General features: G+C 52.0%; 9 protein-coding genes. 8 read left to right on the top strand and 1 reads right to left on the bottom strand.

Annotated elements, in window-relative coordinates:
• Positions 1 to 109: 109 nt before the first annotated feature.
• Complete coding sequence (locus HEQ60_RS06060) at positions 110 to 868, top strand: SDR family oxidoreductase (RefSeq protein ID WP_168070587.1); 759 nt, start codon at positions 110 to 112, stop codon at positions 866 to 868.
• Between the two features lie 46 nt (positions 869 to 914).
• Here the strand turns inward: HEQ60_RS06060 and HEQ60_RS06055 are convergent, their stop codons facing one another.
• Positions 915 to 2,426 (bottom strand): aldehyde dehydrogenase, encoded by a 1,512-nt coding sequence (locus HEQ60_RS06055; RefSeq protein WP_168070585.1) that lies wholly within the window; start codon positions 2,424 to 2,426, stop codon positions 915 to 917.
• Between the two features lie 200 nt (positions 2,427 to 2,626).
• Between HEQ60_RS06055 and speB the strand changes: the two genes are divergently transcribed.
• The 7 genes from speB (at position 2,627) to HEQ60_RS06020 (ending at position 14,566) form a co-directional block, all read left to right on the top strand.
• Positions 2,627 to 3,604, top strand: coding sequence for an agmatinase (gene speB, locus HEQ60_RS06050; RefSeq protein WP_168070583.1), 978 nt, complete (start codon positions 2,627 to 2,629; stop codon positions 3,602 to 3,604).
• 3 nt (positions 3,605 to 3,607) lie between these two features.
• Complete coding sequence (locus tag HEQ60_RS06045; protein WP_168070581.1) at positions 3,608 to 4,327, top strand: type 1 glutamine amidotransferase; 720 nt, start codon at positions 3,608 to 3,610, stop codon at positions 4,325 to 4,327.
• 803 nt (positions 4,328 to 5,130) lie between these two features.
• Positions 5,131 to 6,462 (top strand): helix-turn-helix domain-containing protein, encoded by a 1,332-nt coding sequence (locus HEQ60_RS06040; RefSeq protein ID WP_168070579.1) that lies wholly within the window; start codon positions 5,131 to 5,133, stop codon positions 6,460 to 6,462.
• Between the two features lie 85 nt (positions 6,463 to 6,547).
• Positions 6,548 to 8,428, top strand: coding sequence for a helix-turn-helix domain-containing protein (locus tag HEQ60_RS06035; protein WP_209315436.1), 1,881 nt, complete (start codon positions 6,548 to 6,550; stop codon positions 8,426 to 8,428).
• 137 nt (positions 8,429 to 8,565) lie between these two features.
• Complete coding sequence (locus tag HEQ60_RS06030) at positions 8,566 to 10,092, top strand: VWA domain-containing protein (protein ID WP_168070576.1); 1,527 nt, start codon at positions 8,566 to 8,568, stop codon at positions 10,090 to 10,092.
• A 1-nt stretch (position 10,093) separates the two neighbouring features.
• Positions 10,094 to 11,500, top strand: a complete 1,407-nt coding sequence (locus HEQ60_RS06025; protein WP_168070573.1) for an SrfA family protein — start codon at positions 10,094 to 10,096, stop codon at positions 11,498 to 11,500.
• Between the two features lie 57 nt (positions 11,501 to 11,557).
• Positions 11,558 to 14,566: a virulence factor SrfB gene (locus tag HEQ60_RS06020; RefSeq protein WP_168070571.1), complete on the top strand. Its 3,009-nt coding sequence runs from the start codon at positions 11,558 to 11,560 to the stop codon at positions 14,564 to 14,566.
• Positions 14,567 to 14,575 lie beyond the last annotated feature (9 nt).

Below are 14,575 nucleotides of genomic sequence, written 5' to 3'. Positions count from 1 at the left end.
CTGTTTTCTATCAGTGATATTTAACTTGCACAGACATCCAGTGTTGTTTATCTGCATATACCTTGCTAAGGTACCTCAACTTATAGGATAAGTTGAGGGCCTTATGTCCATGGGAAAAACAATTGTTATTACAGGTGCAACATCAGGCATTGGCTTGGCGGTTGCCAAACATTTTGTTCAGGCCGGATGGAAGGCTGTGCTGATTGGGCGTCGTGCGGAACGTCTAGAAGAAGTACAACATCAGCTTGGTGGTCATGAGTGGGTTTGGCCTTTGTGTGTCGATATCCGCGATTCTGTGGCCATTGAAAAAGCATTGGCAGCCTTACCTAGTCGTTTTTCTGACATCACAACCTTGGTGAATAATGCCGGGTTGGCACTGGGCATGGAGCCTGCCCAGTCCTGTCGTCTTGAAGAGTGGCAAACGATGATCGATACCAATATAACAGGTCTTGTTCATGTTACACATAGCCTTCTACCTCGACTTGTTGCAGCGGGCAGCCGCGCCATCATTGTCAATATGGGGTCTATTGCCGGTACATACCCATATCCAGGCGGGAATGTATATGGTGCGACCAAGGCTTTTGTGCACCAGTTCAGCCTTAATTTACGCACGGACCTGCACGGTACCGGTGTGCGCGTCGCATGTATTGAGCCGGGAATGGTTGAAACCGAGTTTTCAGCGGTTCGCTTCCGTGATGACCTCGAACAAGCACGTTCCGTCTATGAAGGAGCAGCGGCCTTGCAGCCAGAGGATATAGCCGGGGCCATTCATTGGGTTGTCAGTCAACCCCCGCATGTCAATATTAACCGTATTGAAATCATGCCGACTACCCAGTCTTCGGCACCTTTACGGGTTTATCGATCATAAAAGGGTAGAAACCAGCCTGCGGATAACAGGCTGGTTTCCCCGACTGTCAACGGATCTGAAGCCAAGTTGTCTTCATTTCCGTATATTTGTCAAACGCATGCAAGGATTTGTCGCGGCCAATACCAGATTGGCGGTACCCCCCAAAGGGTACAGTGATATCGTCGGCATCATAGCAGTTTGCGTAAACAACTCCCGCTCTCAGAGAGCGGGAAACGGTGTGTATGGTGTTGACATTGTCACTCCACACGGCTGCAGCAAGACCATAGGTGCTGTCGTTGGCAATTCTCACAGCTTCCTCGACACTGTCGATGGTTATGATGGACAGGACAGGGCCAAAGATCTCTTCGCGAGCGATGCGCATCGAGTTATTTACGTTATCAAAAATGGTGGGTTCGATATAACAACCACCGTCAACAGGGTTGGCACGTCCTCCCCCCTTGATCACAAGACCACCTTCACGGCGTCCGGCATCAATATACCCCATGACCCGCTCGGTGTGGGTTTCATCAACCATGGCGCCAAGGCGGCAGGCAGGATCCAGAGGATCCATGGGTTGCATGGTGTCAGCATGTGCCAGAATCATACCTACAATTTGGTCCTTGATACGTCGGTCGACAACAAGACGGGAGCCTGCTGTGCACATTTCCCCCTGATTAAAGAAAATGGCTTCTGCGGCAGCCCGGGCCGCTTCATCCAGTACAGAACAGTCGCCCAGAATGATGTGAGCCGACTTGCCGCCACATTCCAACCCGACTTTCTTCATGTTGGAGCGGCCCGAATATTCCAGGAAATGCTTGCCTACTTCTGTGGAGCCGGTAAAGAAAACCCCGTCAACATCCATGTGAAGACCCAAAGCCTTGCCCGCTACGGTTCCATAACCAGGCACCACATTGAACACTCCGTCAGGAATGCCGGCTTCTGCTGCCAGAACAGCAAGCCGAATGGCGGTCAGGCTGGATTGTTCTGCAGGCTTGAGGATGACCGAATTTCCGGCCGCCAAGGCAGGGGCGATTTTCCAGGCGGCCATAATCATGGGGAAGTTCCATGGAACAACCGCAGCCACAACGCCCAAGGGTTCCCGTGTAATCATGGCTAGGGCGGATGTTGGAGCTGGTGCAATCTCGTCATACACCTTGTCAACGGCTTCGGCATACCAGCGGAATGTTCGTGCTGTTGCCCGGACATCACAATGAAGGCTGTCTGTAATGGGTTTACCCATATCAAGGGTTTCCAGCAGCGCTAGCTCCTCACGGTGATGCTCGATTTTCTCGGCAAAAGTCAGCAGGACTCTCTTGCGCTCTGATGGGTCAAGGCTGGACCATCGCCGATCCTGGAAAGCGGCCCGTGCGGAATCAACCGCCATATTAACGTCCGCAACCCCGCATGATGCCACGTCAGCCAATGGGCGGCCGTCGATCGGGCTATAAGATGTGAATACGTCCCCGGAAGCCGAATCCGTCAACTTGCCTCCGATAAAAGCTCTCCCTTCTATTCCTCGTGCCAAGGCAAGATCGGCCCGCGTTGCCCAGGTGGCACGATCAAGAATTTGCTTGTTCATCACAGTATCCTTTGTATCCGGCATAGAGCGCCAATCATCCTGACAGTTGCGAGTAACCAGAATTCTGTTGGTTGTTGATGCAGTGGGTCGACAAAAACAGGGGCCCAGGTGATGCTTCGAGGGTGCTGTAGCGCCCTGTGGATTAATACTATTATATTCTGGCTGGCCACGAAATATCTGGTCTTGCGGGAAGGAATAAAATGGATCCATGTCAGCCAGTTGGCGATCAGGCTTTTCGCCGCGAAGATCCTTATGGACGGTGGCCCGAGATGACCTATGGTGGCGCCCTCAGCTTTTTGAGGCGGCCCTATACGCGCAATTTGCAGGGCGTTGATGTTGCCGTTATGGGAATTCCCTTTGATGGTGCAGTTACCTATCGGCCAGGAGCCAGGCTTGGTCCACGAGCCATCCGAGCTGCATCGGTTTCCTTGGCTGAGCTGAAAGCTTTTCCGTTTGGCTTTGATCCTTTTACACGCTTGTCGGTGATTGATTACGGCGATTGTTTCCTGGATCCACATCATCCGGACGGCATTGTCGGAACGATTGAATGTGAGGCGCGCGCTATTCTGGACACAGGTACGCAACTTGTCAGTCTCGGGGGAGATCACTTTGTGACCTATCCCCTCTTGAGGGCTCATGCCGCAGTCCATGGCCCCTTGGCCTTGGTGCATTTTGATGCACATAGTGACACTTGGGATGATGATGGGTGTCGCGTGGACCATGGCACCATGTTTGCCCGTGCTGTACAGGAAGGACTGGTCGATGTGGCCCGTTCCGTTCAGCTTGGCATACGGACCCATAATGACCGGGATTATGGTTTTCGTGTCCTGACCGCACCATGGATCCATCGGGAAGGGCCGGGCAAGGCGTCTCAGATTGTCCGCGATCGTGTTGGTGGTGCGCCATGCTATGTTACGGTCGATATGGATTGTATGGATCCTGCATTTGCGCCTGGAACGGGTACCCCTGTTGTTGGCGGACTGTCCTCATACCAGTTCCTGGATATTTTACGGGGACTGAGCGGCCTGAAAATCGTCGGCGTTGATGTTGTTGAGGTGGCTCCTGCCTATGATATATCGGACATAACAGCACTGCTTGCTGCAACCGCCGCGCATGACTGTTTATGCCTGATGGCGGCAGACAGACCTGAATATGCTCCCGGTCGGCAAGAGAGGTGAAGCGTGCACATTGGTATTCTGGAAACCGGACGACCACCGGATGAACTGGTGAAACAGCATGGATCTTATGCGGACATGATCCGGGTCTTTCTGGCCCGTGAGGAACCGGATTGGTCGTTCTCCGTCTACCCGGTCATTGATGATGTGTTCCCGCAAGATGTATCGCTCTGCCAAGCATGGGTTATCAGTGGGTCTCGTCACGGTGTTTACGAGAATTTACCATGGATGGTTCGCCTGAAAACATTCCTTGGGCAGGCCATTGCAAAGTCTGTTCCCGTTGCAGGGATTTGTTTCGGACACCAAATCCTGGCTGAGGTCATGGGCGGTGTTGTCCGCAAATCCGAGCGGGGGTGGGGCATCGGTGTACAGGAGTATATGTTACAAACAGCTGACTCTTCTGGGAGCAGCTTGCAGTTACACGCCATCCATCAGGATCAGGTTGTGGTGTGTCCCCCTGGAGCAACGGTTCTTGCTTCTTCCTCTTTTTGTCCCTATGCGATGCTAGCTTATGGCAACAAAGCCCTCGGGATTCAGGCTCACCCGGAATTTTCCCGTGATTTCGAGGAAGATCTTTTGCTTCTGCGTCGAGGGCACACCCTGCCTCCAGATCTTGTTGATCAAGCGCTTACTCGTTTGGGGACGGAAAAAGTAAAGGCTGATTCTGCGGCACTTGCCCGTCATATCAGTACCTTTATCAAGGCTGGGATCTGTCAGACGTCATAATGACGATCCATCAGGCAGAGTCATCATGGAATAGCCGTCTGCATCGGTGTGTACGGTGTATGCATAGATACTCGTATATGATTCCTCCCGCGGTATGCCTTTTTCTACGGCGTGGGTATGTTACCTATAACCTCGACAAGAGGTATATTCATGGATGTGGTCATGGGAATATGGTCGGGTCCATCAAGACCATTATCACTTTTTCTCTTATATATCAGATCACTCCATATATTCCTTGAAGGAATAATGTTGGGGTTATCGTTACCGTATGTGACAGGATGTTAAGCTCCGGCTTTTTATGAATCGGGGTTATATGTGGAGAGAGTCGGGGTAATCATGCCCTAAGATCGGGGACAAACCTCACGTAGGCTGTTTCTGCTGTATCCAGAATTAATTATATATAGCAACACATTAAGCATATGCTCTGGTGCAGAATATTCCTTCCTAAAACATTTATTAATTTTACGAGGCCGAGCCGTTCGAAGTCTATAAGGGCAGGTATGTTACTTCCTACATTGCAATAGAGCCGCGTTAGCAGCCTGATCTGGAGCCATTGCGCAGGGTAGGGAGAAAGAGATGATTCAAGAACATATATGACGGGTGGTTGACGTCTTGCACACGTCAACCACCCGAATATCCCCTCACACAAAGCCGCAGACAAAGAGCGTGCTGCATGCTTAATCAGGGCTCACACACTTCCCTTGTAGCACAAGGAAGAGCTGTTAGGTACTGCCTTCCTGGTTATGTCAAAACTAAGCAGCCTCTTGGCGTCCTTGCGGGTAAAGACGACAAGGAGTTGAGACGTGAACGTTGCACAATATCGTTCAGCTGGTTGTGCCAAGCCAGCACCAACGGGGCATGTCCGCAAGGCCTATGGTCATTTTGATGCAGCTGTTGCTGTAGCAACCTGGAAAGGTCTTCCTGAAAGTATTTATCATCCGAAACAACTGCTAGAGCCTTTCCGCCGTTGCGGGAATCATCTTCCATTTCCCCGTGAAGCGCTCTCAACACTGGAGCTTTTGTTTGATTATTCCTCGCCAAAGGATTGGGAGCCCGGATGTTCGCCACTCGTTTTTCCTGGTAATGCAGAATTGGCCGGGTGCCTAGGCGTTAGTGAACGGACGATACGTAATCACCTGTCAGCACTCGAAAAAGCAGGATTTGTTTCTATCGAGAGGGGACCTGGAAATCGTCGTACCCCTGTGAGAGCTGCGGATGGATCAATTATCTCGGCGTATGGAATAAATTTGGCCTCTGTTGTTGAGAAATATACAGAGTTTCAAGGCGTCGCCCAGGAGTTGAAGGCGCAACGTCACAGATTGAAAAGTCAAAGGCGTTCTATTGGTGCTGCTTTGCAAGATATTCGTACTGCTGTTGACGCGTTGGATGTCCTGCTGTGGGAGCATCCTGAAAATACCTTTCTTCAGAAGGCACTAGATGCGGCCCAGCCCCTCCTTTTACAAGCAGAGGAACTTTTTAATCAGTTCTTGTGTCTTTACAATCGATTTTCATCAGCACCGGCTAATGAACAAATTTATTTTGAGCAAGATATTGCCAACATCGAAAAAAGAATGACTGACTATGCTGGGCATACGCATATGCTGACATTATCATGTATGCATAGATTTTATGAAGGTAATTCCGGTCAGCAGGAAACACATTTCCACCATATATCTACAAAAGAAAACAAAACAAAAAACAGCTCTCCAAAAAAAGTAGCCCGCTGCTCGGGATTTTCCGTTGCTCCTCTCTTCCCCAACCTTATAGAGGTAAAACCATTAACGTCTCTCCAGAAACCACAAACGGATCTCCTTAAGGATTTCTGTGCCCCCTTGTCGGCTGTTATTATTTCTCAGTTTCTTGAGAATCCAAAAGACGCAAATCCTGATAGCTGGTTTCATGCGGCAAGGATTTTAGCCCATCAGTTAGGAATATCCGAATGGGCTTGGGAAACGGGCTGCAAACAACATGGTCCTTTACAGGTAACGTTTGCTGTTGCTGTTGCTGCTATGAAACCGCAAGAATATATTTATAAAAGCAGGCAGGCTTTGTTGGCAGGTATGCTTCTGCGACCATCAGGGCAACTGAATGCTCTTGCCAGTTTCCATGCACTGCGTAAAAGAGAAAAAGTCTGATAGAAAACATACAGGGGAATTGTTCCTTTGTATCCAGCCGTTCATTGTCGTAAAGAGTGTTATTGGCAACTGGAAGGATAGAATTGTGAGGGATACAGCTGAAGCCGAGTCCTTGAAGATTACACTTCATGACGGTCGCCGAGTTGTTATTGACAGTTCTGCCATGCGTCCTGATGGCCAGACGCTTTATCCCGTTACAGCTGTAATTGCCAGTTTTGTTCTTGCACCTAATCATTGCGATGATGACAAGGAACAGCTGACAAGGGATGTATGTGACGCTCTTGAAAAAAGCACAAATGGGATTCTTGATGTTCTTGAGGCAGTTATACAGAAAAGCCTAATTGAATGTTATATCAAGGAAACACACGGAGCTCCGGAAGAAAGAGAAATTAATTTCAAAAGCACTCAACTTGTATGTCGGCGCATGGCTGAAGATATGGTCCGTGAAAAGGCATACCTGTCAAAACTTGCACGTTGGCTTGTCTTGAATGCCTCATCCTGGAAGGCAGAGGATGAAAGGCGTTCTGTCCCTGTTACATCAGACATGATAGGAAGCCTGATCGGTGTTTATGCCGAGGAAGCCGCACAGGCTATCGCTGAGTTGCTGTCTCCCCCTCATAAGCCATTGCCATATCTGGAAGAAATACTGGGTATCCGGGACCCTGGACATGATATGCGTCCGGGACTTCCCCGTGATATGCTTGTGGTTCTGTCTTCTGGCCACTTTCAAGGGCTGCGGGAGGCCCTCTATAAAAACACCTTTCGTCGGGTCGATGGTACCCCTTGGCCCACGGCCGAGTTAACCCGTGGCGGATCAACAGGATATGCCCAGCTGCGTCCTCCTGTTGTTGAACATGACCCTCATTTGCCTCGTGACCAGGTTCAGGCGTGGGCGCAAACAATGTGGAAGCAACAGTCCGAGTTATCAGATATTGACGCGGATGCACTGGATGCCTTGTGTGCTATTTACCTGAATCAAGCCAGAACCCCTGAAGATGGGGCGATTGCTGATGTTGATGAGATTCTCTCCATGCGCGGCCTGAAGCCCAAGCGAGGTGGGCAAGGCCGGCGAGGCGGATATGAACCCGAACAACGGGAAGAAATTATTCGGGCTTTAAGTCATATTCAGAACATTTGGCTCAATATTGCCGAAGTCAAAGTTTATGAGAGTGACCCCAAGGGAGGACGGTCAAAAAAGCCGGTAACCAAGACGTTGCAGAGCCGTCCTTTTATTATTACGGATCGTATGGGCCAAATCAGGCTGGACGGTTATATGGACGTTGAGCGGTTTATATTCCGTCCGGGCAAGGCATTTGCCAGCTTCTTATTCGGGTCTGGTCGGCAGACAGGATTATTGTTTCGCAAGGCGTTACAGTATGATCCATACAGGCGGAAGTGGGAAAAACGGCTGACCCGCTATGTTTCATGGCATTGGCGGGCTATTGCCAGAACGGGCCAGTTTGTTCAGGTCTATCGTGTTCAGACTCTTCTTGATGCTGTAGGAGAAGTTGTCAACGAGCGCTATCCATCAAAAACACGGGCTCGGCTCGAAAAGGCACTGGAGCAGTTGCAAGCTGATGGTGTGATTGCCGGGTGGCAGTATGACCGCTGGAACGAAAAAATTATTGAAAAGCGTGGATGGGGACAGGAGTGGGTTTTTGCAACCATAGCAATAGAAGCCCCGGATGAGGTCAAGGACTATTACAGGCAATTGTCCCGTGATGTTCCGCCCAACAAAGCTCTTCAGGTTATTTCCCCGCTTGCTGCCAAACACAAGGTGTCCCCCGATGGGTTGGCTGAAGCGATTAAGTCCCATCGTAAGAGAACAGGACAAAGCCAAATGCAGGTTGCAGAAATTCTGGGCATAAAGCAGGGTTATTTATCCAAGCTGGAACGCGGTAAGGCCTTGGCATCACCAAAGCTACAGAAGGCCATAGATAATTGGTTGGCCTCGGAAGCGGGATAAGCGATATTCCTGAATGATCAGGATAACCCCGACACGAATCCTGAATTATAACTAATACGAAACAGGCTGGAGTGTTGTGTGTGACGGAGTTTCCCCATAAATCTGCGATCGTTGCAAAACGAGAAAGCTGAGTTAGCATGTCAGTACGCGTGCGATTATGTCGTTGTGAGACAACGAGTTGGATTGTCGGGGGGGAGCCTGATACATTATCTTATCGCCAACGTGCTTGGCTGGAGTTAACAGGGATCCTTTCACCGGCATTTCCCGATACCATTCCGGGATTGTTTGCCGAGCCGTTGTTATCAAATGATGGGAAACATCTGGAATGGTGGTCATCTCTTCCGGGGCAGCCTGTCCCGTTGTCCTCGTTAACGTTGCCTGAACAAAATCGGGCTCGTGACCTCTTGTTCCAGAGGTTGGAGCTTGTACGGCGGTTAGGGGAACGTTATCAGCTTGCTGGCAATATTGCCCTTGCGGACTTGATTCAAAAAGCAACTGTAACTCCCGGATTTGACCAAGTTCTGGTACAGAATGGTCAACCGGTTATTATCGGATGGGGGTATGCGGGTTCTGGATTAAATCCACCTGTACCTCATGATACAGATTTTGTTGCTTCAGGACGTCGCTGGTGGCTGTGGTTGCTTGCTGTCCTGCTATTGTTGCTTTTGATCAGTTTTTTTCTGCACCGGTGTGATGATCTTCTTCCCTCGACAGGTGAAGAGGTAGAGCAGGCACCTGTAGCAGAAGAAGATCATAACGCATTGATTGCAGATATTCTTGATGCTGAACGCGAGGTTATGCGCCGTTTGGCTGAGTGTCGTGTATCAGATCAAAATGCGATGCTGGATTTGCCTGCCCCGGCCCCTGCTACTCCTCCTTCCGGTGATCTGAATCCGGTTGAAGAGGTTGTAAAACCGCCTGTTCCAGCTGTGAAACCACCCGTATTACCCGTCAAGCCAGCTGACACCCCGCCACAACAGGCAAACAAGGATGCACGGCCTGCCTCTTGTCCTCCCAAACCAAAAGCGTGGGAGAACCCCGAAGTGGCTGTTTTGCTTGATGCGTCGGGCAGTATGGGCTTGTCAGCAGATTTGAAACCCTCGCAGGTTCAGAGGCTCATGCGGCAGGTTATGGGTGGGAACAGCTCTGCGCTCTCGAAGCTACAGGGCGGCAGGTCGCGTCTTGATGCAGCCAAGGATGCTGTGGCAGATCTGACCAAGACACTACCCCGTCATATTGATCTTGGTCTTCTGGTTTTCGGGCGCTGCGAGGGAACAGATAATTACAAGTTCTTCAAAGCTGACGAGAGAACGCGCTTGCTGGAACAGCTGCGTTCGATCACACCCCGTCAGGGTACGCCCTTGGCCCGTGGTCTGGAGCGCGCCGGAACCATGCTTGATGGGGTCAGGGTACCCGGCACTATTGTTGTTGTTACTGACGGTGAAGATAGTTGCGGGGGCGATCCTTGTGCCGTTGCCCGTGCCTTGAAAGCACGGAAGCCCAACATCCGTATTAATGTTATCAGTGTTGATGGTTCTGGTGATGGGCGATGTATGGCCGAAACAACGGGGGGAAAGCTGATCCTTCCAAAGGACGGCCAAAGCTGGGATGATTTGTTCCGCGCCGCAAGTGGCCATGCACCTGTACCGCAGGGGTGTGAATGAGATGACAACATTGAAAGCTGACAGAGCCCGGGGCAGGGATACAATGGCACATGATCAGAACGGTACAGGTCCGCTGTTGCGAACGGGTTCCCTGCGTGATTTTTGTATGCTGGGTATTTCGGGAACCTCTTTGTTTTCGACAGCCTTGCAAATGCGGTCAACCATCAGACGCCAGATCGGAGATGATGTTGCCTCCCTGATGGCTATCCCTCAAATCAGGGCTGATGGTGTGACAATCGACTGGTATGCGCCTTCAGGGTCAAGGGTTATACCTTGGTCCGCTGCGACGTTGCAGGAACAGAAAGCAGTCCTTCCGAGGCTTCAGTCTGCACGTCACTGTGTTTCATCTCACGCTGGTCTTTTGGCGGATCGGCCCGCCATGTCCAGAGACTTTGAGCTGTTTGCCCGCTTGTTGCCGTTTGCCCTGTTTATTCCGGATGAAACACATATTTATCTGGTGGATGGACAGCCTGTGGTGACATTCTGGGGTTTCTCGCCATTGGCTGTACCGGGTGGGATAGATGTCTTGACCGGTCTTTCCTTGTCTTCTGCGCAGACCCCGATATCGCCTGTACAAATAGCCCAGCCATCCGGGTGGCCATGGTGGTTGTGGTTTCTGCTGGCGGTTCCTCTTGTTTTGCTGTTTCTGCTGCTTCTGATCTGGTTTATGCGTTGGTGGGCGTTGTCCCTTCCTGAGGAAAAGAGGGGCTTGTTGCCGTCTTGGCTGTCAGGGCCCCTTCTTGAAGATCAACACTCCATTATTCCGTTTCTTCCATTCCGGCAGGCTGTTGTCGTTGATGGTGCCAGCGGAAAAGCGGTTGCCCTTGATTCGGGACAAGGTGACATGACAGCCCCGTCCCCATCCGGCGGGACAGAACAGCTTGTGGAACCAGATAAAGGACAGAGTGATTCTCCCCCTGAATCCTCGCCTGCAGACAGAGCGGATGAGACCGACAAATCCGGATCATCACCAGAGGAGGGAAGTTCACCGCCGCCTGTTTCGCCCGATGAGGCTTCCTCTGCTGCAGAGGCCCTGCATATTCCACCTGAGGCGCTGCAAAGCGGACAGACTGATTTCCTCAATGGAACATGGCGTTCCCATACTGGTCTGGTTGATGGTGCTACCAGTTTACCTCTGGACGTGGAATATTCTTTTGACAAAGGTGCTGGAACCATGACCATTCGTCGCGGTGACGGCGTGGTTTGTACAGGTCCCGGAAATGCTCGCATGGACCAAGGGCGTCTGCACATCGATCAGGCAGAATCTGTCCGCTGTCCCGATGGTCGCGAGTTCGCGCCGTCACAGGTTGTGTGTGATCGTGATACAAACGGCAAAGCCCGGTGTCAGGGCGTTAATCCCGATGGAGCACGGTACCATGTTGATATAGGGCGTCAGTCCGGTCACTGATCAAGTTGCCCGAATGTTTATAGAAATATGGCCCTGAGTTTCTGAGAAAGGATAGTCATGCTGGCGGATGTTACCCGGCGGTCGGAAGAGGAAATCACGCTGATCATGCGAACCGGGATCCAGTTTGTGGATTTTGGTTTGACGCTTGATGCCCGCCGTGAGGCCCCCGGTCGTTTCGCCCGGGTGGCGGAAAGCCCGGTACCTGTTCGGCTGGAGAATGATCCTGTTCGGGATGCAACACTTCATCCTCGGTCGCGTTTGCCAATGCAGGACCATTCGGAACTTGAGACATCTGTGGGAGACAGTTTTGCTCTGCTGTCTGATGCATGGCTTCCTGTTCCGTTCCTGCGCCAGCAGGCCACAACGTTTGTTCAAGGGCCGGCTAATTGGGCCCGTGCACGCCTTTTCCCCCTTGAGTCTGGACAGGATCGCAATGGATATACACATCGTCTTGTTCTGGCCTTTGATACCAGTGTAACAGAGGAACGCGTGGGGACGGCCTATCTGGCGCCGACACTGGGTGATGTCGAAGGGGGTGTGCGTTTTGCCTTGGCCTGGCAGGGTGAGGATCCTGCTTGGTTTATGGCCCAGAGGTGGGTTTCCGGCTGGCTGGAGCAGGAGTTTTCGGACAGTGCGGCCACCCGGCTGCGCCTGTCGCGTGAGGATATTGAGGCGGGTATCAAGGCTGGTCTGCACTATACCCATTATCTGAATATCATAAGTTTGATTGGATCCTTGGTTCGTCCTCCGCGCATCAAGATCCTGTCCAATCGTTTCGATGATGTTTTGCCGTCCATTCCGGTTGATATGGTTCTGGATGTTGGTAATTCACGCACCTGCGGCATTCTGATCGAGGATCATCCCCAGCAGGCAAACGGCCTGAAATTGAGCTATACGCTTGAACTGCGGGATCTGGGGCGTGCCCATCAGGTGTGTACAGATCCTTTCGAAAGCCGTCTGGAGTTTGCCGAGGCAAGTTTTGGCCGGGTTGATCAATCGGTTCTCTCGGGCCGTAACGATGCATTCCTGTGGCCAACCCTTGCCCGCGTCGGGCCCGAGGCAGCACGGTTGGCTGCGCGACGCAAGGGCAGTGAGGGATCGACCGGCCTTTCAAGCCCCAAGAGGTATCTGTGGGATGACGAACGCTATGAGTCTGGCTGGCGTTTCAACGATGCTTTCAACCGCTCTGAAACAGAACCTCTTGCAACGGCGGCTCCCTTCGGGAACCTGATCAATGAAGAAGGAAAGGCGCTGTTTACCCTGCTGCCAGAGGAGCAGATCCAGGTTTTTGTGCCGCACTACAGTCGCAGTGCGCTGATGACATTCATGTTGGCTGAGGTGCTGGTTCAGGCTCTGGTGCAGATGAACAGTACCGGCCAACGCCTGAAGATGAGCCATGCCAACCTGCCACGCCGTCTCCGTTCTGTTATTCTGACGGTTCCTCCCTCCATGCCCCGTCCGGAACAACAGATTTTTCACGATGCCCTGGAACAGGCCGTTGGTCTTGTTTGGCGTTCCATGGGATGGTTCCCGGGAGACCCGGACACCAATACCCGGGAGCAGCAGGATGCATGCTGGCCGCCCTTGCCAGAGCGGCGTATCCAGTGGGATGAGGCCACTTGTGCGCAGGCCGTGTGGCTGTATTCGGAAACGGTCAACAATTTCGGTGGCAGACCGGAAGACTTCTTCCACGTCATGCGTAAGCCCCGTGCCGATGATCCGGGACGTCGCCTGCGGGTTGCAACAATCGATATTGGTGGCGGTACCACTGATCTTGTGGTGACTGACTACACCTTGGATGATGGCCGTGGGGGCAATGTTTATATCCTGCCGGAACAGCGGTTCCGCGATGGCTTTAAGATCGCCGGCGACGATATTGTTCTTGATGTGATTCGTAAGGTGATTCTTCCTGCCTTTGAGCAGGCTCTGAAGGATCACGGTGTTGTAACGCCGGCTGTTGTCCTGTCGCGTCTTGCCGGGAATGAGGCTGTTCCGGTTCCCGATCAGGTCAAGCGCCAGCAGCTGACACTCCAGGTTCTTTATCCTTTGGCCTTGCAGGTTCTGAAAAGGTGTGAGGCCCATGACCCCGTTGTCGGGGCAGATGTACAGTCTTTGACAGTAGCAGAACTGTTGGCAGACGGAGGACAGGGTGATCCTTCTGTGCCTGAAGATTTGCTTGGCTGGTTTGCCGCCGGTGTTGCACGTGCAGAAGGGGGAGGAGGGCTACCCTTCAACTTCTTGGCCGTTCGTCTTGTTGTCGACCCGGGGCGTCTGCACCGTTTGTTCCTGAGCGGCGGTATGGAGATTTGCAAGCCGGTGCAGGCTTTGTGTGAACTTGTTTATGCATATGACTGTGATGTCTTTCTTTTGTCAGGGCGTCCATCCCGCTTGCCGGGCGTGCAGGCCCTGTTCCGCAGTCTGCTTGCGTTGCCTCCGGATCGTCTGGTGGTTCTGCATGGTTATCGGACGGGAACGTGGTATCCCTTCCACCGTAATGCCCGCATCGATGATCCCAAGACAACGGCAGCTGTCGGGGCCATGCTTTGTGTTCTGGGGCAGGGGCGTATTCCCGGCTTCTTCTTCCGTTCCAATGTATTCCGTTTGTATTCCACTGTGCGTCATGTTGGCTTGATGGACAGCAATCGTCTTATCAAGGACGAGGATATCTATTATCGCGATATTGACTGGGATAATCCTGACTATCAGTTGCCCGAGGATGTCAGTTTTGAAATTCGGGGGCGGACCCTTCTTGGTTTCCGCCAGCTTTCGGCTCCTCGTTGGGGAGCAAGTCCATTATACCTGATTGATTTCAACAGAAATAATCGCAAGGCTGATACGGCTTTATATGGTGGTGGCCAAGGCGATGCTACGGTGCTGGATGTTACCTTGCGCCCCGGTCGCGGTCGGGCTGAAAAACTGGAAATCGGCCGGATTTCAGTGAGAGGAGGTGACCGCGACGGGCAGACATTCAGTCGGGATGCCCTGAAGATCCGCCTTTTCACCTTGTTGACACAGGGAATTGGTGAAGACAGCTATTGGCTGGATACTGGCAGTGTTGTTGGTTGATGGAGGCAG

The organism is Haematospirillum sp. H1815, from assembly GCF_012102705.1.
Lineage (GTDB): Bacteria > Pseudomonadota > Alphaproteobacteria > Rhodospirillales > Rhodospirillaceae > Haematospirillum.
This window is presented reverse-complemented; position numbering and strand designations above follow the sequence as displayed.

Bases quoted from the DNA above. Each gene is read 5' to 3' on its own strand.
- HEQ60_RS06060 (WP_168070587.1), top strand. From the start codon at position 110: ATGGGAAAAACAATTGTTATTACAGGTGCAACATCAGGCATTGGCTTG.
- speB (WP_168070583.1), top strand. From the start codon at position 2,627: ATGGATCCATGTCAGCCAGTTGGCGATCAGGCTTTTCGCCGCGAAGAT.
- HEQ60_RS06030 (WP_168070576.1), top strand. From the start codon at position 8,566: ATGTCAGTACGCGTGCGATTATGTCGTTGTGAGACAACGAGTTGGATT.
- HEQ60_RS06020 (WP_168070571.1), top strand. From the start codon at position 11,558: ATGCTGGCGGATGTTACCCGGCGGTCGGAAGAGGAAATCACGCTGATC.
- HEQ60_RS06025 (WP_168070573.1), top strand. From the start codon at position 10,094: ATGACAACATTGAAAGCTGACAGAGCCCGGGGCAGGGATACAATGGCA.
- HEQ60_RS06055 (WP_168070585.1), bottom strand. From the start codon at position 2,426: ATGAACAAGCAAATTCTTGATCGTGCCACCTGGGCAACGCGGGCCGAT.